The sequence below is a fragment of the Microbulbifer sp. VAAF005 genome (assembly GCF_030012985.1).
In the GTDB taxonomy this organism is placed as follows: Bacteria; Pseudomonadota; Gammaproteobacteria; order Pseudomonadales; family Cellvibrionaceae; genus Microbulbifer.
Genome location: NZ_CP120233.1, coordinates 2,054,146 through 2,076,373, shown reverse-complemented (window position 1 = coordinate 2,076,373; position 22,228 = coordinate 2,054,146). Strand labels below are relative to the sequence as shown.

19 protein-coding genes are annotated in these 22,228 nt (G+C 53.2%); 13 read left to right on the top strand and 6 right to left on the bottom strand.

Features of this window, described 5'->3' with window-relative positions:
- Position 1 precedes the first annotated feature (1 nt).
- Both P0078_RS09160 and P0078_RS09155 read left to right on the top strand, forming a co-directional pair.
- Positions 2-1,171, top strand: coding sequence for an NfeD family protein (locus P0078_RS09160; protein ID WP_282934094.1), 1,170 nt, complete (start codon positions 2-4; stop codon positions 1,169-1,171).
- 63 nt (positions 1,172-1,234) lie between these two features.
- Positions 1,235-1,999, top strand: coding sequence for a slipin family protein (locus P0078_RS09155; RefSeq protein WP_282934093.1), 765 nt, complete (start codon positions 1,235-1,237; stop codon positions 1,997-1,999).
- A 61-nt stretch (positions 2,000-2,060) separates the two neighbouring features.
- Here the strand turns inward: P0078_RS09155 and pgi are convergent, their stop codons facing one another.
- The 4 genes from pgi to nhaC all read right to left on the bottom strand — a co-directional run bounded on the left by pgi (position 2,061) and on the right by nhaC (position 7,197).
- The gene (gene pgi, locus P0078_RS09150; protein WP_282934092.1) at positions 2,061-3,686 is read right to left on the bottom strand and encodes a glucose-6-phosphate isomerase; all 1,626 of its coding nucleotides are present in this window, start codon (positions 3,684-3,686) and stop codon (positions 2,061-2,063) included.
- A 320-nt stretch (positions 3,687-4,006) separates the two neighbouring features.
- Positions 4,007-4,201, bottom strand: a complete 195-nt coding sequence (locus tag P0078_RS09145; protein ID WP_157533369.1) for a hypothetical protein — start codon at positions 4,199-4,201, stop codon at positions 4,007-4,009.
- 463 nt (positions 4,202-4,664) lie between these two features.
- A complete protein-coding gene (locus P0078_RS09140) occupies positions 4,665-5,711 on the bottom strand; it encodes a DUF3549 family protein (RefSeq protein WP_282934091.1) in 1,047 nt (348 codons plus the stop codon).
- A gap of 19 nt (positions 5,712-5,730) precedes the next feature.
- The gene (gene nhaC, locus P0078_RS09135; RefSeq protein ID WP_282934575.1) at positions 5,731-7,197 is read right to left on the bottom strand and encodes a Na+/H+ antiporter NhaC; all 1,467 of its coding nucleotides are present in this window, start codon (positions 7,195-7,197) and stop codon (positions 5,731-5,733) included.
- A gap of 313 nt (positions 7,198-7,510) precedes the next feature.
- On the opposite strand from nhaC, the gene P0078_RS09130 reads away from it, so the two are divergent.
- The 6 genes from P0078_RS09130 (at position 7,511) to P0078_RS09105 (ending at position 14,846) form a co-directional block, all read left to right on the top strand.
- Positions 7,511-8,680 carry a 1-acyl-sn-glycerol-3-phosphate acyltransferase gene (locus tag P0078_RS09130; RefSeq protein WP_282934090.1) on the top strand — a complete coding sequence of 390 codons (1,170 nt, stop codon included), beginning with the start codon at positions 7,511-7,513 and terminating at the stop codon, positions 8,678-8,680.
- A 92-nt stretch (positions 8,681-8,772) separates the two neighbouring features.
- The gene (dinG, locus tag P0078_RS09125; protein WP_282934089.1) at positions 8,773-10,908 is read left to right on the top strand and encodes an ATP-dependent DNA helicase DinG; all 2,136 of its coding nucleotides are present in this window, start codon (positions 8,773-8,775) and stop codon (positions 10,906-10,908) included.
- Positions 10,909-10,999: 91 nt separating this feature from the next.
- Positions 11,000-11,323, top strand: a complete 324-nt coding sequence (locus P0078_RS09120; RefSeq protein ID WP_282934088.1) for a YqcC family protein — start codon at positions 11,000-11,002, stop codon at positions 11,321-11,323.
- Positions 11,324-11,555: 232 nt separating this feature from the next.
- Positions 11,556-12,239 (top strand): ATP-dependent zinc protease family protein, encoded by a 684-nt coding sequence (locus tag P0078_RS09115; protein WP_282934087.1) that lies wholly within the window; start codon positions 11,556-11,558, stop codon positions 12,237-12,239.
- 55 nt (positions 12,240-12,294) lie between these two features.
- On the top strand, positions 12,295-13,827 hold the full coding sequence (locus P0078_RS09110; protein WP_282934086.1) for an inactive transglutaminase family protein: 1,533 nt from the start codon (positions 12,295-12,297) through the stop codon (positions 13,825-13,827).
- A gap of 8 nt (positions 13,828-13,835) precedes the next feature.
- Positions 13,836-14,846: an alpha-L-glutamate ligase-like protein gene (locus tag P0078_RS09105; RefSeq protein ID WP_282934085.1), complete on the top strand. Its 1,011-nt coding sequence runs from the start codon at positions 13,836-13,838 to the stop codon at positions 14,844-14,846.
- Positions 14,847-14,871: 25 nt separating this feature from the next.
- On the opposite strand, the gene P0078_RS09100 is transcribed toward P0078_RS09105, so the two are convergent.
- Positions 14,872-16,035 carry an acyl-CoA desaturase gene (locus tag P0078_RS09100; protein WP_282934084.1) on the bottom strand — a complete coding sequence of 388 codons (1,164 nt, stop codon included), beginning with the start codon at positions 16,033-16,035 and terminating at the stop codon, positions 14,872-14,874.
- 482 nt (positions 16,036-16,517) lie between these two features.
- Between P0078_RS09100 and P0078_RS09095 the strand changes: the two genes are divergently transcribed.
- On the top strand, positions 16,518-18,227 hold the full coding sequence (locus tag P0078_RS09095; RefSeq protein ID WP_282934083.1) for a sensor histidine kinase: 1,710 nt from the start codon (positions 16,518-16,520) through the stop codon (positions 18,225-18,227).
- 29 nt (positions 18,228-18,256) lie between these two features.
- On the top strand, positions 18,257-18,556 hold the full coding sequence (locus P0078_RS09090) for a hypothetical protein (protein ID WP_282934082.1): 300 nt from the start codon (positions 18,257-18,259) through the stop codon (positions 18,554-18,556).
- Between the two features lie 58 nt (positions 18,557-18,614).
- Here P0078_RS09090 and P0078_RS09085 read toward each other — a convergent pair whose 3' ends face one another.
- Positions 18,615-19,418, bottom strand: a complete 804-nt coding sequence (locus P0078_RS09085) for an inositol monophosphatase family protein (RefSeq protein ID WP_282934081.1) — start codon at positions 19,416-19,418, stop codon at positions 18,615-18,617.
- Positions 19,419-19,553: 135 nt separating this feature from the next.
- Between P0078_RS09085 and trmJ the strand changes: the two genes are divergently transcribed.
- The 3 genes from trmJ (at position 19,554) to P0078_RS09070 (ending at position 22,205) form a co-directional block, all read left to right on the top strand.
- Positions 19,554-20,345: a tRNA (cytosine(32)/uridine(32)-2'-O)-methyltransferase TrmJ gene (trmJ, locus tag P0078_RS09080; RefSeq protein WP_282934080.1), complete on the top strand. Its 792-nt coding sequence runs from the start codon at positions 19,554-19,556 to the stop codon at positions 20,343-20,345.
- 106 nt (positions 20,346-20,451) lie between these two features.
- On the top strand, positions 20,452-20,928 hold the full coding sequence (gene iscR, locus P0078_RS09075) for a Fe-S cluster assembly transcriptional regulator IscR (RefSeq protein WP_282934079.1): 477 nt from the start codon (positions 20,452-20,454) through the stop codon (positions 20,926-20,928).
- A 62-nt stretch (positions 20,929-20,990) separates the two neighbouring features.
- The gene (locus tag P0078_RS09070) at positions 20,991-22,205 is read left to right on the top strand and encodes an IscS subfamily cysteine desulfurase (protein WP_282934574.1); all 1,215 of its coding nucleotides are present in this window, start codon (positions 20,991-20,993) and stop codon (positions 22,203-22,205) included.
- Positions 22,206-22,228: the final 23 nt, after the last annotated feature.

The following is a 22,228-nucleotide window of genomic DNA, read 5'->3' as shown; positions in this document are numbered from 1 at the left end:
GTTGGATGCGGCCTCACGGGATATTATCCAGCATATCCTTGCGTCTCCTATCCCTATTGCCACCTACGTTTACCCCTCCGGCGCGCGCGCCGCCAGTGCGGGGACTTATATTCTCTATGCCAGCCAGATCGCCGCTATGGCTCCTGCTACCACCTTGGGAGCGGCCACGCCAGTGCAGATTGGCGGACCTCAGGGCACTCCTATGCCGGGGGGAAAGCAGGAGGAAGAGAAAAAAGAGAACGAGGAAGATGGTGAGGATGGGGAAAAAGAAAAACCGCTTGCGGGAACAGCCATGGAGCGCAAAGTCGTTAATGACTCTGTCGCGTTTATCCGAGGGTTGGCACAGCGCCATGGGCGCAATGCAGACTGGGCGGAAAAAGCTGTACGCGAAGCAGCGACCCTGACAGCTCCGGAAGCGTTAAAAATGAATGTTATCGATATTGTTGCGGATAATGATGACGATTTATTGCGCCAGGTTGCCGGTCGAAAAGTATTGCTCGATACCGGTGATTATACGATTCCGGAAAATATTGCCGAGTTGCAAAGTGAAAGTTACGAGCCGGATTGGCGCAATGAGTTGCTGGCCCTGATTACCAATCCTCAAGTGGCCTATATTTTGTTATTGGTGGGTATTTACGGGCTTATTTTTGAGGGCTATAGCCCCGGTGCTTTTGTTCCCGGGATTGTTGGTGTTATCTGCCTGTTGCTGGCATTTTATGCCTTGCAAGTTTTACCGATTAATTACGCAGGTCTTGCATTAATTATTGTTGGCGCATTGCTGATTGTGGCAGAGGTTTTCATGCCGAGTTTCGGCGCCTTGGGGATCGGCGGAATTATTGCACTGGTGATTGGCTCTGTAATGCTCATTGATAGTGATGTGCCGGGAATGCAGGTTTCCAAACAGCTGATTGGGGCTATTGCCGGTGTAAGTGGTGTCTTTTTATTGATGCTACTAACCGCTGTTGGACGCAGTTTACGCCAGCCGAAAGTCCCGGCAGACCAGGCTTTTGTGGGACGCTCTGCGGTGGTAAGCGAAGTTAAAGACGCAGAGATCTTGGTGCATCTCGATGGAGAGATTTGGCAGGCGACCTGTAACCAGCCTCTGAAGGTGGGGCAGAAAGTTAGAGTAGTGGCCCAACACGGTATGGTTTTACGGGTAGAGGTGGAATAGGTAGGGCAATCAATTGAGCTAATGACAGCGCTCAACAGTTAAGGTGGGATTAAGGAGAGTCCAATGATGCTCAGTTATTTTTTTGGGATACTGGTAGTCGCACTCATACTGCTACTGATGTATGCCATTCGTATTTTGCGGGAGTATGAGCGCGCGGTGGTATTTTTCCTGGGGCGTTTTCAAACAGTGAAAGGGCCAGGACTGATCATTATCATTCCCATTATCCAAACTATGGAGCGTGTGGATCTGCGCACTGTGGTGATGGATGTACCCACCCAAGATGTTATCAGCAGGGATAATGTCTCAGTTAAAGTTAATGCAGTGGTTTATTACCGGGTAATTAATCCACAGTCTGCAATTATTAATGTGGAATTTTATCACGAGGCTGTAAGCCAGTTAGCCCAAACTACATTGCGTTCGGTGCTGGGTAAGCACGAGCTGGATGAGATGCTATGTGAGCGAGACAAACTTAATGTGGATATCCAAAAAATACTCGATGAGCAAACAGATGCCTGGGGTGTAAAAGTTACTAATGTAGAGATTAAACATATCGATCTTGATGAAAGTATGGTGCGGGCTATCGCACAGCAGGCAGAGGCGGAGCGCGCGCGGCGGGCTAAAGTTATACATGCAGAAGGGGAGGCGCAGGCGGCTTTAAAGCTGACTGAAGCAGCAAATCAATTATCACAAAATGCCAACGCAATTACTTTGCGCTATATGCAAACCATGATTGATATTGCCGGCGCAAATAACAGCTCTACAATTGTATTTCCGTTGCCACTGGATCTAATTGAGCCAATGCTGAAGCGGGGCTCTGCATCCAGTTAATGATGCCCTTAACAAAGATCAAAAAAGGCCGCACTAATTAGTGCGGCCTTTTTTGTAGAGTTTAGAGCAGCTTTTTCATCAGGCTGCGGGTTGAACTATCCCAGTCATCCTGAGGAATTTCACCCTTGGCAGCCTTATGAATTTTTGAACTTAGCTGCTTACCCAATTCGACGCCCCACTGATCAAAGGGGTTGATCCCCAGCAGGCAGCCGCCAACGTAGACCTTGTGCTCGTACAGTGCCAGGAGCGAGCCCAGGTGGAAAGGATCTAACTTTTCCAGGATCAGGGTGTTGCTGGAGCGATTACCAGGGATCACTTTATGTGGGGCCAGGGCGTGGGCCTCACGATGAGTGTGACCAGCTTCTTCCAGCTCCTGGCGGGCCTCATGCAGGCTTTTGCCTCGCAGTAGCGCCTGGCTCTGGCTAATACAACAGGCCTGCAGCCAGCGGTGCTGTTCAAGAAGTTCAGACGTCGGTTCCTTGACCGCGATAAAGTCTGCTGGAATAAGGTCGGTTCCCTGGTGCAATAATTGGTGGAAAGAGTGTTGGCCGTTTGTACCTTCACTGCCCCAGATAACGCTGCCGCTGGGGTAGCCCAGCGCCTGCCCGTCCTTGTCGACACTTTTACCCAGGCTCTCCATATCCAGCTGCTGTAACCAGGCAGGGAATCGGGCCAGGCGCTGCGCGTAGGGCAGCACGACGTGGCTTGTCGTATTCCAGCACTGGCGGTACCAGAACTGGGTCAACGCCATCAGTACGGGTAGATTGGATTCCAGTGGAGCAGTGGCGAAGTGCTGGTCCATTGCATTGGCGCCTTGCAGAAGCTGTTCAAAAACTTCATAGCCACAAGCGAGAACTATGGGCAGGCCGATTGCAGACCAGAGTGAGTAGCGACCACCCACCCAATCCCACATTGGGAAAATATTCTCAGGAGCAATTCCGAAATCCTGAGCAGCAGTAATATTACTGCTCACCGCAACAAAGTGTTTGGCCAACTGTGACTCATCGCAACCGGCAGACAATATCCAGCGACGTGCAGACAGCGCATTTTCACGGGTTTCCAAGGTAGAAAAGGACTTGGAAGCAATCACAAAAAGGGTTTCTTCCGCATCGATACCAGCCAGGGTATCACTGAGGTCTGCGCCATCGATATTTGATACAAAGTGCACATCGATAGAGTCTTTGTACCAAGGACTGAGGGCCTCTACCGCCATGCGCGGACCCAGGTCGGAGCCACCGATACCGATATTCACAATATGGCGGATCGGCTTATCTGAGAAGCTGCGCCAGCTATGGTTGTGCACCGATTCGGCAAACTGTTTCATTTGCTCGCGGCAATCTTTTACCGCGCGCTCTTGTTCAGTTTTCGGTTGCCCCTGAAATCGCAGTGCGGTGTGTAGGGCAGGGCGGTGTTCGGTATTGTTGACAATGGCCCCGTTCACCAGCGCAGTAATTTGGTTGTTCAGACCCTGCTCTTCTGCATATTCCAACAGCAACTTAAGGGTGTCTTCACGCAAGTGGTTTTTACTGTAATCCAGATAGATTCCGGCTGCGTCTGAGCTGAACTTATCTGTCCTTTGGGGATCCGTTGCAAACAGCTCTCTCAGGGACCACTTATGTTGATCAAAATGGGACTTCAACCGTGAGATTGCCGCTACACGGCTTAAAGCCAGGGTTTCACTAGTCATGGTATTCGGTTTGTTCTCTTCTGAGCCTTTTTATTGCCACTTGGCTAAAACGTACACAAATCAAATTTTATTTATTATTTCTGGGCGGCAATGCTAACGGCATTTTCTTTGCCGGGCCAGCGCCGCAGACATCACAGTCTATTACAGGGAGTGTTTCGAGATAAGGAACTGTGTGGGGAAAGACAAATGCCGCTCGTTAGAGCGGCATTTTGTGGTGATCCATACTAAATAAGGCTTTGTAAATCGGGTGTCTGTCAGCAGTGATTGGGTCAAACCTTCATTTAGTATGAATCACCACGCTGTCGGGCAAGAAAAAGATTTTACTTGACCACCTTCATGCAGCGCACTCTGTCGGAAGCCATCCAGCAGTCGGCATCTGCAGGACAAGCCATGGATAGAGGAATTTGTTCAGCGCCGGGTGGGCAGTAAGCTGGAGGTGCCGGAGGGCTACAGCAACCTGCAAGAACCAGTGCACTGATAATTCCAATTAAGTACTTGGCTGGAGTGAAATTCATCCCCTAACTCCTTTCCGTTGATGTTAGCCATTAGCATAGCCAATAAAACGTCACCTGTTGGTCAGCTTTGTAAAATCTGTTCTACAAAGGTACCGCCTATTTGAGTGTAATAGGCGTTGGGTTTAAATGTCTGTCAATGATCAAGTTATGAAAAGAGGTGCGCCAATTTATTTTAAAAAACTACTTAAATAAGGGGGTTTTTAAAAAATGTGGTTTGTGCCGACCATTTTTTATGGTGAATTTCGGTTATTTAATCTACGCGCTGAAACCGATCGCGCCAATTTTGAGGTGGGCCTTAAAAATTATTATTGTGGCTGATAATGTCGTTTTATGGGTTGGGGATTTTTTTGCGATGCAAAGAAAATGGTTTCACGAGTAAGGGTTTTTTCTATTAAAAATTCTTACTCGTGAAAGTAGCTTTAATGGATGGGGGAGCACCAGCAGAGGCGTTATCAATTAGTCGTCAGTGTGTCGGTTTGGGGCCATGCAAAAAATTGCCAAAGGCTATTGCGAGACTTTCCTTTCTTGCCGGGTCACGCATAGCACTCAATAGGGCGATTCGCACTTTCGGAATGAACATTAAGTCGGAAAGCAGTAAGTTAAAAGTCTGCTGGTCAGCGGCATCGGCTAGTTTGCCAACCCACTGTGCGGCCAGTTCCTGCTCTTCCAAATCTTGGATGCAGCGACTGCCTATTGCGGCCAGGACTTCTTTATTCTGGTTGCTGGCATCTTCAGCCAAAAGTGACTGTATAAATGCCTGTTGCAATCCTTTGGCTGGTGAGTGAGAGATCCCCCTGATAGCAGCAGCGACCACTGATATATCCGGTGTGCTTGCCGCCAGTTCTTGCTCTGCTCGCTCAATAATGGCTGTCGCAAGACGGTGGTCGACCGGCTGGTTTTCCAGGCAATGGCAAAGGTTAATAAAAACCGGAGCTGCGACTTTGCCAATCTGGCGCATTAACAAAGTGCTTTCTTTTTCCCAGCGCACGGCCAAGTCGGCGATCCCTTGCAGCGCGAGGTTGTCCCAGCGGTGATTTTCCGGGTCGCCAAAATAGCGCAGGACAGGCTCGTAATGTTCGCTGGGCTGGCGGCCCAGCAGAAGCGCTGTTTGGGAGTGGAATGCTGCCTGCCGCTCAGTTGACGGGGTAAACAGCAAGCCACTTTGCTGCAGTAGCTGGTCTAGCTGCGCTGCAGATTCAGAAGCGGGTCCCAGCTTGAGTTCCTGTGCCAGAGCGCGAAGCAATCCATCTCGGGCTTGAAGTTGCAGCTTGCCCTGCTCGTCCAGCGGAAATCGCAGGAACCAGACGATGGGTTCACCGCCTTCGGCTGGTTGCAGCAGCAGGCCCGTCCAGGCCTGGCGCAAGTATGGGTGTGGCCAGGGAGTCAGGCCTGCTTCGAAGGATGCCGCAGTGGATTTCGAAACCGACTGCAAGCGCCGGCCCAGATCGAACCAGCGCAATTTGAAATCAGCCTGCTCGATCAGGGCGCTTAGGGTACCGCTTTCACTCATAGGGGTTTTGTCTATTTCCTTAAGATGCCGTAGCCGCTACAGAAATGGGCTTCTGTTTAAAGTGCAGCCAGCCATAGGCGATCGCCAACAGAGGGCAGATAATATTGAATAGGGCAAAAGGTAAATACTCCCAGGTAGCAATACCCAGCGTTGCCGCCATAAAGGCACCACAAGTATTCCAGGGAATCAGCACAGAGGTGATGGTGCCGGAATCCTCGAGGGTGCGAGACAAGTTAAGCCCGTGTAGGCCCTTTTCCTTGAAGGCTTCGCGGAACATACGGCCCGGAATAATAATCGCCATGTACTGATCGCCTGCGGCCAGGTTCATTCCAAAGCAGGTGAAGACGGTGGCAGTTACCAGGCCGCCCACTGTTTTAACCAGTGACAAAACTCCCTGGACGATGACCTGTAGGAATCCGGCCCGCTCCATAGCGCCGCCGAAGGCCATGGCGGAGGTGATCAGCCATACGGTGTTGAGCATGCTGCTCATACCGCCTTTGGACAGCAATGCAGCCACGTTCTCGTTGGTGGAAGTGGACTTATAGCCGTCGAACAGACTGTACCAAGCGCCCTTCAGGGGGGCTAAAGCACCTTCACCACCACCGAGTCGACGGGCGGCTTCCGGTTCGAAAATCAGTGCGATGGCACAGCCAACCAGGGAGCCGATGATCAATGTTGGGAAAGCGGGGACTTTGCGCCAAGCCATTGCTAGCAACAAGATCAAAGGCAGCAGGCTAACCAGGGAAATTTTGAACTCACTGCTAAGCGCGGTGAGCAATGATTCGATATCAGTTGCGGAGGCAGAACTGGCTTCAGAGGTAAAACCCAGGAAAGCGAAAACCGCCAGGGCGATCGCGAAGGCCGGGATCGCTGTGGACATCATATGGCGAATATGCTGGAACAGATCATTGGATGTTACCGCTGCGGCCACGTTGGTAGTGTCAGATAGCGGAGACATCTTATCGCCGAAGTAGGCGCCAGAGATTACGGCTCCGGCAGTGACCTCAAGGGATAGGCCCAGAGCGCCGGCAATTCCCATCAGTGCCACACCTAAGGTGCCCGCTGTGGTCCAGCTGGAGCCAATACTTAGTCCTACTACGGCACAAATAATACAGCTGGCGGCGTAGAACCACTGTGGCGACAGAATCTGCACGCCGTAATAGATCATTGAAGGCACTGTGCCGGCCAGAATCCAGCTACCGATAAGTGCACCTACAGACAGTAGGATCAGAATAGCGCCAAATACCAGGCCAATGCCATGGAGCATCCCACCTTCCATGTCGTTCCAGCCGTGTCCGTTCTTCATCCCCATTAGGGCCACAACGCAGGCACAGAGCAGTAGCGCTATTTGATTGGGACCGTAGGAGGAGTCTGCACCGTAGAAATATACGGATAGTGACAACAGTGCGACGAGAATCCCGAGAGGGATCAGGGCGTCCGTTAAGCTGGGAGCGCGCGGCTCTGAGCTGGGGTTGGATTGAGACAAGGTGAACTCCTGCTTGACTGCGTGGCTAGCGCCGTATTCGTTATCGTTGTTTTGCCGTCGGCGGCGGTTAATAGCCTTATTCTCATAGCTTGGGGCGGTGAAGTCCACTTTGTATCATCGCACCATCGCTGTATTTTGGCGTTGACCTGGTCGTCGAAACCGGATTTATCACTGGGGTCAACTATCTGGTCGGGTCCAGTGCTGGCAGTTCGTCGACGCTTCCGGTATGTTCTGCGCCCAGTAGTCCCGGCTGATCCAGCCGCAAAATAAATAAGTGCGGGCCGTCTGAGGCAGGCCCGACAGGTAGTATTTCATGAGAGCAAGTGAGTTAGACCCCTCTCAATTCGAGGATATGCGCCCCTATCGCGATGATGAAGTGCGCGAGGTTATCAAAAGGCTAATTGCCGACCCGGAAATGTCCCACGCAGCTGCGCATTTCCTTGTCCCCAAACTGGCTCAGCTGGAGGGCGCCGTCGCCTGGTTGGTACGTCAGTTTCTGCGCTTTGAACTCCGCAATGTTCGCAATGTGCGGGATCTTCAAGAGATTGTCGGCAAATATATGGAGAAGGTGATCAAGCGCACCACCTCCGGCCTGAGCATTTCTGGTCTGGATACCCTGCCCAGGGATCGCGCCTGCCTGTTTGTCAGCAATCACCGCGACATCGCTATGGACCCGGCGCTGATGATTCAGGCGATGTTCCGCGAAGGGCATGAGACCTCCCGCATTGCGATTGGAGACAACCTGCTCAGCAAGCAGTTTGCCAGCGACCTGATGAAGTTGAATAAGTGCTTCACCGTGGTGCGCAGTTCTGGCAGTCGTCGGGAAAAGCTGCAGGCAGCAACCCAGTTGTCCAATTACATCTATCACTCCATCGTCAACGATAACGAGCATGTGTGGATCGCACAGCGTTCCGGGCGCGCCAAAGATGGCCTGGATCGCACCAATCCAGCACTCTGCGCCATGTTCGCCATGACTAAGGACCGGGAAACGCCCTTTGCCGATTTTTGGCGCAAGTTGCACGTTGTTCCGGTGTCTATTTCCTACGAATGGGACCCCTGTGATGCACAGAAGGCCAAGGAAATTTACGTTACCGAGCACAAGGACGAGTACAAGAAGGGTAAAAACGAGGACTTGGCCTCGATTGGTAAGGGCATTGTCGGTCACAAAGGCCGTGTACATGCCGCCTTCGGCACGCCGATTGAAGGTGATTTTAACGATGTAAACAGCCTGGCTGAAGAAATAGATCGCCAAGTTATCGGCAACTACACATTGCATCCATCCAATATGATTGCCTACGAGATGGTTTACGGTGAGGTTCCGCAATTACCGGTGGGATATCCGGCTAAAGCCTGGGACCCCGCTGCACATAAAGAAGAGCGGGAGAAGTTTGAAGCGCGCATGGCTCGGGTCGATGAGCGCTGGCGCGACAAGGCTATTCAGGCCTACGCCAACCCCGTGGTATCTCGCCTCGCCTATGAGTAAGGCCCGCTGAGTTCAGACGCTGGTGGGGAGAGGGCGCTTAGTGGATAATAGCGCCCCCTGCGCCAGCCACTTAGCGAATAGACCTCACCCCCGTGCTCAACGAAAAACACAAAAGCGCCATTCAGGGCGCCTATAGCCAATTCCTGTCCGGTCGAGGGCTGAAAGCCCGCTATGGGCAGAAGCTGATGGTAGCCGCCATTGCCCGCTCACTGGGTTCCATCACCCAGAATGCCAGTGGTGAGCGCGATAGCGACAAGACTGATGGCGAGCATATCTGTGTGGTTGAAGCGGGTACGGGTACCGGTAAAACCGTAGCTTACCTTCTCGCCTCTATTCCCCTGGCCCAGGCCCAGGACAAGACCCTGGTGATATCCACCGCCACGGTGGCCCTGCAGGAACAGATTATCCACAAGGACCTGCCAGAAGTTGCTCGTCACAGCGGGCTCAAATTTGAGTTTGCCCTGGCGAAGGGCCGTGGCCGCTATCTCTGCCTATCCAAGTTGGATCAACTCTTGTCCAGCTTTTCTGCCTCCGGCACTGGCCTTTCCCTTGGTCTCTATGAAGATGAGCTCCCGCAGGTGGAAGCGGAGAGTGTCGCTCTCTACCAGAAGATGACGGATAGCCTGACATCGGGTACCTGGGATGGCGATCGGGATAACTGGCCGGATACGATCGAGACGGATGATTGGAGTCGGGTTACCACTGACCATCGCCAGTGCAGTGGCCGCCGCTGCCCCCATGTCACCAATTGCAGCTTCTTCCGAGCGCGAGAGAGCCTGGGCAAGACCCAGGTGATCGTTGCTAACCACGACCTGTTGCTGGCGGACCTAGCCCTGGGTGGTGGTGCAATTCTTCCGCCCCCGGAAGAGACTATCTATGTACTTGATGAAGCCCACCATCTACCGGAAAAGGCTCTCAATCATTTCTCTCACCACAGTCGCGTAGGGGCTTCCACCGGTTGGTTGGATCAAACCAATAAGGCCCTGGGGCAGATGCTGGGTGAGATTGGTGACGGCGCCCAGATCGACCGCTGCGGCGAGCAGCTGCCGGCGGTTCTCACCTCTGCCAAGCAGGGGTTGGAGCAGATGTGGCCGCTGATTGAAGAGCTGTGTGAATTTGAAGATGAGCGGGGCAATACCATCCGCCATCGCTTTGAAGGTGGGGTAATCCCCGATTCCATGTCGCAGCTGGCGGAAAAGCTGCGGGAAGACTTTGATGAGTTGGAAAGCCTGCTCAGCAAGATGTTGCAGACCGCCCAACGCATGATGGAGGACGGCCACTCACCGGTACCCCTGGCAGATCTGGAGCGCTGGTACCCCCAGTTGGGCAGTTGGCATGGGCGCGCTGAGGCCAACCTTCTGTTGTGGGCGAATTACGCCCGTGCCGATGCTGATGGCGCATTGCCCCAGGCGCGTTGGGTCACCCTGGTGGATTGGGGCGGCTCCACTGATTTTGAGGTATGCAGCTCACCGATACTCGCAGGCAAAACCCTGGAGTACAGCTTGTGGCGCCGCTGCTACGGCGCGGTACTGACTTCGGCCACACTCACAGCCCTGGGGAAATTTGATCGTTTGCAAATGCGTGCCGGTACTCCGGACAATGCTAGCTATCAGGTGGTGCCGAGTCCTTTCGATTTTTCCCGTGCAACACTGCAAGTGCCCCCGGAAGCTGTAGATGCGGGCAATGCAGAGCAACACACAGACGCCATTATCGATGCGTTGCCAGACCTGCTGAAAGGGGAGGGTGGCGCTCTGGTACTGTTTTCCTCCCGTCGCCAGATGGAGACGGTTTACGAGGCGCTCCCTGGTACCTGGCGCAATCGAATTCTGATGCAGGGGCAGCAATCTCGCCAGCAGTTGCTGGATAGCCACCGTGAGATTATCGATGGCGGTGGCAGCAGTATCCTGTTCGGGCTTGCGAGTTTTGCTGAGGGGTTGGACTTGCCTGGTGACTACTGCCGCCACGTGGTTATTGCGAAACTGCCTTTTGCGGTGCCCGATGACCCAATTGAGGCAGCGTTGGCGGAGTGGATTGAAGCCAAGGGCGGCAATCCATTTATGCAAATCACAGTGCCGGATGCAGCCCTAAAATTGGTGCAGGCCTGCGGGCGCTTACTGCGGGCAGAAGGGGACAGCGGCACAGTCACCTTGCTGGATCGCCGGGTGGTTACCCGTCGCTATGGTCAGGCAATACTGAACTCACTGCCGCCCTTTAATCGAAAAATTTAGAAAATCTTTGGTCGTATTTGCGCTGTTACTCAGATTGGGCAGGTGGCTATTGCGTATTATCACGGCTGTAAATGTGAAGGTTCTATGAGTTATGCAACCTATTTATTCTGAAATCGCTGATCAGCTCCTGTTCCTTGAATCCGAACTGCGCAGCCTGCAGGTTTGGCAGGATAATGCGCCGCCCGCAGAAGCCCTGGCCAGCACTGAGCCATTCTGTGTGGATACATTGACCTTGCCCCAGTGGCTTCAATTTATTTTTTTGCCGCGTATGCAGGTCCTGATTGAAGGGGAGATGCCCCTACCGGGCCAGTGTGGTATTGCTCCGGTTGCCGAGGAGTTCTTCAAGGGGCGGGATGATGCTGCGGCACTGCTGGCTATTTTGGAAACTATCGACCAGCGCCTGCAGCAGGGCTAACCGGCTTCTGATTCCATGAGCCCAGTGCTCCCAATCACTCTGGGCGGCATGTCACATTGTTAGTGTTGAGTCCCGCGACTCGGCGGACATCGCTGTGCAGTGGCCGCGCTCATGAGCTAATATCGACCTTTTGCCTGAGGCGGGGAGCAATTTCTCCGTCAGATAAGCGAACACCGCGCGTTTGTAGCGGTCCGAATGGCATTGCTAATGGGGCTTGAGGTAATTGGTTGGTATGCAGAGATTTTCCCTTCTGTGGTTAATGTTGACGCTTTCGGTGCTCGCCGGTTGTGAGTCACTGATGTATCCGGGGCGGGACAGGGCCGCTCAACCAGCGGAAGTTGCACCACCGGTAGAATCACCAGATTCTGCAATGCAGTGCCCAGAGCCTGCGGAAGTGATTTGTGCGGAACCGGAAGTGAAGGTTGTTGAGCGGGTAATCGAACGAACTGTAGAAAAAGTAGTCGAAGTGCCCGTTGCCAAAGATAAGTTGGTTTTGGGATCGGTAGAAGAAGTGGCCATAGAGCCTCCCGGCTTGATTCTGGAATCCGTTGTCGATACAGGTTCACCAACCTCCACACTGCGGGTCAGGAAGCTGACTCCGTTCGAGCGGGATGGCAGGGACTGGGTCAGGTTCCAGATTGTTCAGTCGAGCAAAATGGACCCGGTCTCAGTAGAGCTGCCGATAAAACGCCATGTCCGAGTGGAGCGCCTGGGTTTCGATAATCAGCGCAGGCCGGTAGTGGAGCTTAACCTGACTGTTGGGCGTATTACCCACCAAGTCGAAGTTAACCTGACCGATGAGGGCGGCTCTGATTTATTGATGCTGCTGGGACGCAACTTCCTCAAAGATGCCGCTGTTGTCGATGTGAGCCGGCGCAATGTCCAGGGCCAACCCCAAATAGACGGGGTTAAATAGGCCAGTTATCCAATTGGGTCCCTAATTGGGACCTCAGAGTTACGGGGAATGGCGAATGTCGCCGCGTGTCCAAGTTTATGTAATTGCGGCGTTACTCGCATTGGTAGGAGCAGGCCTGACCGCCTATAAAAACCTTGAGTTGGGTTTTCCGCTGTTGCCGGGTGAGTACCGCACCGTGTGGACTATCGAAGCAAAAGTGGGTTTCGATGCCGATGGCGGTCCGGTAAAGGCCGCACTGACCCTCCCGCGCGAGCAGCGCAATATGGAAATACTGGGGGAGACCTTCAGTTCCTCCGGTTTTGGTTTCTATATCGCGAGAGAAGATGATGCCTATCGGGCCATTTGGTCTCGCCGGGCCGCAAGAGGCCCCCAATCTCTCTTCTATCAGCTGGATGTCTACCAGCGTCCCGGTGCCGCGCTGGCGCAGCCTCTGGATCTGAGCACTGAGATACAAAAACCCTTCCTGGGGGCCCGTGAGCAAGAAGCGGTGCGCTTGGCGATTTACTCCCTGGTTGTGCAGGCCCGTGAGCGCTCTTCCGATGTGGAATCTCTAACTACCCAGTTACTATTCGAACTGAATGACGATGAGAATCAGGATCGCAACCTGATCTTCCGCCATTACGCCGACCGCTCTTTTGTAGATGTCGCTTTGCTTGTACTGGCGACAGCCGATATCCCCGCTCACCGTATTCGCGGCCTCTACCTGGAGGATGATCGACGTCGACTATCTCCAGAAGATCTGCTTGAGGTCTATGATGGCAAGCGTTGGATCGTGTTTGAACCCAGCAGTGGCCAGCCTGGTGTGCCGGAAAATTTCTTTATTTGGCAGCGCGGCGGCAAGAGTCTTTTAGATCTTGAGGGCGGTCGTAACTCCCAAGTGACTTTCTCTGTGATTGCCAATGATGTCCCCGCTCGCGATGTCTCTATGCGCAGCACCAAAGATGAGAAAGATGCGCTGGTGGATTTCTCGATCTACAGTTTGCCCATTGAGCAGCAGAGTATTTTCAAGCTGATCCTGCTGGTGCCTGTGGGGGCCCTGGTGGTGGTGCTGCTGCGTGTATTTGTGGGCCTGCGCACCTCCGGTACCTTTATGCCGGTACTGCTGGCAATTGCCTTTATCGAAACCCAGTTGATTACCGGTTTAGCCATTTTTACTTTGATCCTGATCCTCGGCCTTTGGGTGAGGTTCTACCTCAGTAGGCTCAATTTGCTATTGGTGTCGAGGATCGCCGCCGTCGTGGTGACGGTGGTGATAATAATGGGGGCAATCAGTGTGGTCAGCTATAAGCTGGGCATTGAGCAGGCTCTCACAGTGACATTCTTCCCGATGATTATCCTTGCCTGGACTATCGAGCGTATGTCGATTGTGTGGGAGGAGGATGGCCCCTACGAGGTTGTGGTGCAGTCCGGGGGCAGTTTGTTAGTGGCGATACTGGCTTGGTGGGTAATGACCAACCGCTATATTGAGCATTGGACGTTCAACTTCCCCGAGTTACTGTTGGTATTGCTGGCCTTTATTCTGGTGGTGGGTAACTACACCGGATATCGACTCAGTGAGTTGATGCGTTTCCGTCCGCTGGTTCGCTAGGGGGCGTTATGCTGCAGTTTTCAGTTAAGCATATCTTCAATAAAGTTCGCGGCGGAGTGGTATCTCCGCTGACCCTGCGCCGCATGGGGGTGTTAGGGATGAACGCGCGTAATATTGACTATATTGCGCGCTATAACGACCGCAAAAAATATCCCATCGTCGACGACAAGCTGAACACTAAGCGCGCGGCTAAAAAAGCGGGAATCCCTGTGCCCGAGTTAATCGAGGCATTTGAAAGCCCTGCCAGCCGCAAGCGAGTTATGGAGGTGATTGACCCCCTATGGCAGTTTGTAATCAAGCCGGCACGGGGCTCCGGTGGTAAAGGTATTCTCGTTATTGCCGGTCGCAATGGTGACAAATATAAAAAGATATCCGGTGCTGAAATTGATGCGCTGGATATCTTGCGGCACGTAAGCAATATTCACAGCGGCCTATACAGTCTCGGTGGCAAACCCGACAGGGTGATGGTGGAGGCCCTGGTGGACTTTGACCCGGTCTTCGATCGCTACTCTGTTGAGGGTGTGCCTGATGTGCGGGTTATTGTTTTTCGCGGTTATCCGGTGATGGCCATGCTGCGCTGCTCAACCCACGCCTCAGATGGTAAAGCCAATTTGCACCAGGGCGCTGTGGGTGTTGGTATCGACCTGGCCACGGGCAAAAGTTGTCATGCGGTAATGCGCGGGTTGCGAATTGACCAGCACCCGGACACTGAAGTGCCTTTCGATGCATTGCATGTGCCAGGTTGGTACGAGCTGGTCCGCTTGGCGGCAAGCTGTTACGAAATGACTGGGCTGGGTTATTTAGGCTGTGACATTGTCCTGGATCGTGAACGTGGCCCGCTCTTACTGGAGGCCAATGCGCGTCCAGGGTTGGCAATCCAAATTGCCAACGGTGTTGGCTTGCGCGAGCGCTTGGGCTTTATCGAAAAATTTGATGAAGAAATGTTCAGGAAAAATGTGGATGAACGGGTGGCATTTTCCATGCGCAAATTTGCTGTGAGCAAAGACGCAGAAGTTTAGGTTTGGGCTCCATTAGGGGGCCTGACTATAAAGCTTGCTTAGGTTTTTCTTCCTGGACGTGTTCCATCAGAGCTTGAAGTCGTTCTCCTTGCATTTTCAAGCTGTACTCAAGTTCATTCGTCTTGGTTTGTATTTGGGTTAACTCCCATTTGTTGGGTTTTTCTCCATTTTTAGTCTTATTGCTTTTTAATTGCAATTGCTCCCATTTTTCCAAGGTATGAGTGAGCTGTAGAGCTTCGCTTTTTAGGGCCTCTTCGACTCCCTTGGGCAGAGATCCGCTTTCCAGCTTCTTACGCGCCTTCTTAAACTGTAGGTCTAGCTTGGCTTTTTGAATTTTCACTGGAGAGGCTACTTTTAGGTTGCGGGTAATACCGATCAGACTAAGAGCTTTAATGACCCACTTGGTTGGATCGTAATGAAACCAGTGAATGCCATTGCGATAATCGATCTGAAAGGCGTGGTGGTAGTTGTGGTAACCCTCACCAAAAACAAAAAAATTAACAACTTTGTTATCGCAAGCGGTCACATCATCCCGGTAGGGCTGGCTACCAAATCGATGGATGATGGAATTTACCATAAAAGTAGTGTGGTGACAGAAGGCAATTCGGAGTGCTCCTGCAAGTAAGAACATACCAATAATATCGCCGGTACAAATTCCCAGCAGGGTGAGAATCCCAAGATTCATGGTGGCGGTGATTGGAATGTAGTTATTGTGTTGCCACATCACAATTTTATCCCGCTTTAGGTCTTGTACATTCTCGAAGTTTTGGTGGCTGGTTGGATATTCATGCATCATCCATTCGATATGGGAAAACCAAAATCCGCGTTTGGCTGAGTAGGGGTCGCGGTTGTTGTCATCAACAAACTGGTGGTGGTGGCGATGATGATCGCACCACTTCAAAATAGAATCTTGTAGTGCTGCGGCTCCGAATAGTGCAAATAATAATCGTAGGGCCCAGTGAGCCTCATAACTTTTGTGGGACCAAAGGCGATGATATCCGGCGGTGATAGAAAGGCTGCACATTGCACCCATTACGGCGAATGCGAGCCACTGATACCAGTGATAACCAAAAATAAAGCCATATAGGGGCACAACAATAATTGCCAACAAACCGGTTATGGCAAATAGCAACGTGGGAGGCCAGAAGCGTTTTCTTTTGACAGTAGAGTCTATCGAGGTTGTGTTCATAGTGTGGTCCTCGGGTTTATGTATGCCCGGGAGAAGCAAATCTCACCGGCCATATTCTGCGGTCCCGATTTTTCTCAGACCTGATAGCGATTTTTCCCCTAGTGTCTTTGCCGAGAATGCATTGTTTTGGTGCGGCGACCATATTTTGAGGTTCGCAATGGTTCGTAAGTTTACTGTGACACAATGGACGAAGGGTGATGCCGGTTAAAAACACCGTTTTTAAAGTTGGCATAAGGGTTGCATTAGTGATTGTGCGGGGCAAAGGACCCGCATTTCGGGAGAGTTTCTTAGGGTTATGGCAAACCATTAACACTGGGTGACTTCCCGTTTTCTCTCATCATCGCTGATTACGGCCCCGCATTGCGGGGCCTTTTTTTGCCCGCACTTTGCGCAAAGCCCATAATGCTTTAGTTTAGGGTCTCCCGAGGCGTTCCCAAATTTAGCGACCCCGGGGGAGAGGCTCTCTTTTATGGCAAGGATGCATGAGCCAGGTAATTAATGAGCTAATTTCGATAGTCGAGCCCTGTGTGTCAGAGTCACTAACCCCAAATCCATCCAGCGCAGTGTTCCAGTTGGCAACCGTCGATGAGCTCTCTTCTTTGGATGCGTCGCGCCTGCCTCGTCATACCGCTTGTTTGCAAGATTTGTTTTTGGATTCAGATTGCGGGTTGTGGGAGTGGCATCCGGATTCCGGTGCCCAGCGTGCTCAGGGTGAAATTTGGCTCCTGTTTGCAGAAACTGCAGAACTCTCTTTGACTTCCCTGTGGACGGGTGATGAATTGCGTTCGGTTCACTCTGATGAGCGGGATCGAATTATCACTGTGCGGCGCCGTCTTACTAACAAAGGTGGACACTTCGATACTACTTTTCGGGCCTACGACAGTCTCGGTCAGTTGCGCTGGTTACGATTGCGGGGACGCGCAATAAACCTCGAGGATGACAGTGGATTTGTTGTGATTGGAAGTTGCGCTGACTTCACTGAAACCTTGGCCCAGCGCTACCTATCCAACCTGCCTGGCGAGCGCCCCTTACAAACACTGTCTGGAGTTGGCGATGGTTTATGGGAGTGGGATCTACGCGCAGATGAAATGGTACTTGATGATGCCTGCTGGGGGATTCTGGGTTACGAAGTGAGCCCGATACGCAGTATCGGTATTTCAGCTGCGGAGCAGTGGAAGGCTCGAATTTTAGCGGAGGACTTCCCTCGGGTTGAGCAGTCCATGCGGGATCATGTGCGCGAGGGGTTGCCGCTCGATGTGGAATTTCGCATCTGGCGTTCGGATAACAGTGTGGTTTGGGTTCGCTGCCGCGGCAAGGCCCAATTAAATAGTCGCGGTCAGCCGGTGCGGGTGTTGGGAGTTTTACAAGATGTCAGCCGCAGCCGGGAAAGACTTTCGCAAATGGAGCGGGAGCTGGAGTTGCAGCGGGAGGAAAATGCGCATCGGGCAGATTTATTATTTAGCCTGAGTCATGAATTACGCACACCACTTAATGCAATTTTAGGTTACAGCCAAATTGTCGAGTTAGATCAGAGCCTCAACGCAGACCAGCGTCAGCGCTTATCAGAAATTCGTCGCGCGGGGCAGCATTTATTGCATTTGGTCGGCGATGTATTGGAGCTGGCCAGAATTGACAGTAGGCGTTTGGGCCCCTCGATGGAATTAATTCGTCCGGCCGATTTGGTTGCAGAATGTAAACGTTTACTCGAGCCCCTAGCTGAAACCCGTCGCGTAAGTTTGATGTTTGAACCTCTTGGCTGGGAGTCCGCTTATATTTGTGCGGACCCGGTGCGCTATAAGCAAGTCGTATTGAACCTGGCGGGCAACGCAGTGAAATACAATCGCGAAAATGGCCGTGTCATCATTAATTTTACGCCGCAGGCCGATGGTTGGTTGAGGCTGAATATTTTGGATACCGGCAAGGGGATTGCCGCAGAGAGACGCAAAGAAGTTTTTGAGCCCTTTAACCGTTTGGGGGAGGAAAAAGGGCATATCGAGGGTACGGGCGTCGGTCTTGCAATTGCCAAGCGTCTGGCTGAGGCGATGGGGGGCGGATCGATTTTGACAGTCAGGAAGGGCAGGGCTCAGTATTTTGGGTTGAATTCCCGATGGTCGATGCAGCGGAATCTTTCTTGTCATTTGGAAATGCTGTTGACGCCCCATCAACATTGCCCGATTGTAGTTTGCTGCTAGTCGATAACCGTCCTGAAAGTGTGGCCAGGGTGGAAAAACTATTGCAGGGAGCACCGCAAGTACAGCTTTCTGTGGCCGCAGATGTTGTTGAAGCCATATTTATGGCGCGTACCCAAGCGCCGGATGTACTGTTGTTTCCCAATGCCTTGCGGGGAATGTCAGTTGGGGATTTGGTAAGTATCCTCAAGCAGGGTCAAGTCACTCAAAAAACCTGTTTGGTGGTTATGGGAGGAGAGGCTTCCTCGGGGGTGACAACCGCTTTGCCAGATAACTTTGATCGAGCGCAGCTTGCGCGAGTTTTGGTGGAGTGTTTGACGGGGAAGAGGTGAACTGGACTTTTGGAATCAGCACCCCGGCATCTTATTTGCCGGAGTGCCGTTCAGGCTCTTAGCGTATGTGCCCCATATGTTTGCCCACGATTTTCACCAGGGGCTTAAATACTTTTGGAGTGGCGCAGACCAGGTGGCCGGAATCCAGGTAGTCTTCACCGCCGCGGAAGTCGCTGATCAGGCCGCCGGCCTCTTTGACTAGCAGGGAGCCCGCTGCGATATCCCAGGTGTTCAGGTACATTTCCCAGAAGCCGTCGAATCGCCCGGCAGCAACATAGGCAAGATCCAGCGCTGCAGCGCCGGGGCGGCGGATTCCCGCAGTTTGCCCAGCGATATCTTTTAGGGCGGCCAGGTAGGCGTCGATGTTATCCAGCGGCAGGCCGTTGAAGGGAATGCCGGTGCCAATCAGAGAGCCGCGCATGCCCTGGCGTGAAGAGACGCGGATACGGCGGCCATTCAGGGCAGCGCCGCGACCGCGACTTGCGGTAAATTCTTCGCGTTTGATGGGGTCCAGTACGACTGCGTGCTCAATGCGGCCGCGATAGCGACAGGCGATAGAAACAGCGAACTGTGGGACGCCGTGGATAAAATTGGTGGTGCCATCGAGGGGGTCGATAATCCACTCGTAGTCGGGCTCTGCGCCCTCTTGCAGGCCGCTCTCTTCAGCGCGGATGCTGTGCTTGGGGTAGGCCTTGCGCAGGTGATAGATAATCTCCTGTTCGCTGGCCTTATCCACTTCAGTAACGAAATCGTTGCGCGTCTTTTCTTCGAATTTCATCAGGTCGCCGCGCTCCCAGGCCCGTTCGATCAGTTCTCCTGCCTTACGCGCCGCGCGCAGGGCAATATTTAGCATGGGTTCCATAACTATTCCGCACAAAGTGGTTAAAGGGGTTAAAAAGCAGGCCGCAGGTTAACTGCGACGGACGCGATTGTAGGGATTCCGATTGGTTTTTGCTACACTCGCGCGCCCCCATGACACCGATTTATTACTTTCAGTATGGCCAAGTCACCTTTAGACACGACTCCACTTGCTGCACTCGACAATGTGCGCGTGGTTCTGGTTAACAGCGCACACCCCGGAAATATTGGTGGTGCGGCGCGCGCGCTCAAGAATATGGGCCTGAGTCAGCTGTACCTGGTAGCGCCTCGGGAATTTCCTGCAGCCAATGCTGTTTGGCGTGCAGCCGGGGCAGCTGAGCTGCTCGATAGTGCCGTTGTGGTGGATACCCTGGAAGAAGCCGTGGCTGATTGTGGCCTTGTTGTGGCCACCAGCGCTCGCGAGCGCCGAATCCCTTGGCCCCTGCTGACCCCGCGCCAGTGTGGAGAGCGTACCGTCGCCGAGGCCACGTCTCATCCGGTTGCTTTGGTGTTTGGCCGCGAGGATCGAGGACTTACCAACGAAGAGTTACAGGCCTGTAACTACCATGTGCATATTCCTGCCAACCCGGAATACAGCTCCCTGAACCTGGCGACTGCTGTTCAGGTACTTGCCTACGAAGTGCGTATGGCGGCCCTGGAAGCGGAAAAGGGTGAGCCCGTGAATTACACCGATTGGGATCGTCCACCGGCCAAGGCCAGCGATATGGAATTGTACTTCGATCACCTGCAGCAGGCGCTGGGCGAGCTGGGCTTTATTGACCCGGATAACCCCCGTCAAACAATGACCCGCCTGCGCCGACTGTATAGTCGGGTGCGCCCCGACGATATGGAGCTGGGCATCCTGCGCGGTATGTTGACCTCAATCCAGAATTACATTCATCGCTCTGGTGGTAAAGGACGACCCGACTAGTTGAGTACCCGAGTGTCCCGCTGGGTTATATACTTGACTACAGTAGTGGGTTATTCCATACTCGCGCCCCGATCGGAAAAGGGCTGTACATCAGTTGGGAGCTGATATGCGTTTGACAACCAAAGGCCGCTACGCGGTGACTGCCATGCTGGACCTGGCGTTGCACGCTGATCGCGGACCGATCAGTCTGGCAGACATATCCAAGCGCCAGGGTATATCACTGTCCTACTTGGAGCAGTTGTTCTCCCGGTTGCGGCATTCTGGGCTGGTGTCCAGTGTGCGTGGACCCGGCGGTGGCTATCGCCTGGCGCGGGATGGTGAAGAGATTTTTGTGGCGCAAATCATTGATGCAGTCAATGAGTCTGTAGACGCCACCAGCTGCGGCGGCAATGCGGATTGCGCCAATGGCGAACAGTGCCTGACCCACTACCTCTGGTCAGATTTGAGCGATCAGATTCATAGCTTCCTCAGCAGTATCAGCTTGGCCAACCTGGTTTCCCGAGCTGAGGTGCAGGAAGTTGCGCGTCGGCAAGATATGCGCGAGGCGCCGGAAGAGAGGGTCGCTGTACTCGGCGGCCTGTGATTGGGGCCCAAACGGGCCAGCAGACAGATATTAGAGATTTACTAAGCGGAAACGGTATGACTATGAAGCTTCCCATCTATCTGGACTATTCGGCTACCTGTCCGGTTGACCCACGCGTCGCCAAGAAAATGGCAGAGCAGCTGACGATGGAAGGCAATTTCGGCAATCCGGCCTCCCGCTCCCACCTGTTTGGTTGGAAAGCGGAAGAGGCAGTGGAGAATGCCCGACGCCAAGTGGCGGAGCTGATCAACGCCGATCCGCGCGAAATTGTCTGGACCAGCGGTGCCACCGAGTCCGACAACCTGGGTATCAAGGGCGCGGCCCACTTCTACCAGAGTCGCGGCCAGCACATCATTACCTCCAAAATTGAGCACAAAGCGGTTTTGGATACCTGCCGCCAGCTGGAGCGGGAAGGTTTTGAAGTGACCTACCTGAATCCCCGCGAAGACGGCATCGTCTATCCGGAGCAGGTTGAGGAAGCCATGCGCGAGGACACCACTGTGGTGAGCCTGATGCACGTTAACAACGAGATCGGGGTGATCAACGATATCGCTGCGATCGGCGAACTGTGTCGCTCGCGTAAAGTTATTTTCCATGTGGACGCGGCCCAGAGCGCGGGCAAGTTGCCGATCGACCTTCAGGAAATGAAAGTTGACCTGATGTCCTTCTCCGGCCACAAAATTTACGGCCCCAAAGGTATCGGTGCCCTTTACGTACGCCGCAAGCCCCGCGTCCGTCTGGAAGCCCAGATGCACGGTGGCGGCCACGAGCGCGGTATGCGCTCCGGTACCCTGCCGACTCACCAGATTGTCGGTATGGGCGAAGCCTTTGGTATTGCTAAAGAAGAAATGGCTCAGGAAGCCGAGCGTCTGCGCTCTCTGCGCGACCGCTTCTGGGATCAGATCAAGGATATGGAAGAGGTCCATATCAACGGTTCCGCCGAGCAACGAATTCCGGGCAACCTGAACGTGAGCTTTGCGTTTGTAGAAGGTGAGAGCCTGATCATGTCGCTGCGCGACCTGGCGATCTCCTCCGGTTCCGCCTGTACCTCTGCGAGCCTGGAGCCCAGTTACGTACTGCGAGCCCTGGGTGTTAACGACGAACTGGCGCACAGCTCACTGCGCTTCAGCTTTGGTCGCTTTACCAGCGAGAGTGATGTCGACACCGCTGCCGCAGAAGTGCGCAAGGCAGTGGAGAAACTACGTGAATTGTCACCGCTTTGGGATATGTACAAAGACGGCGTAGACCTGAACAAGATTGAATGGGCCGCTCACTAAGCGCGCGCAAGAGTTAGGAGAAA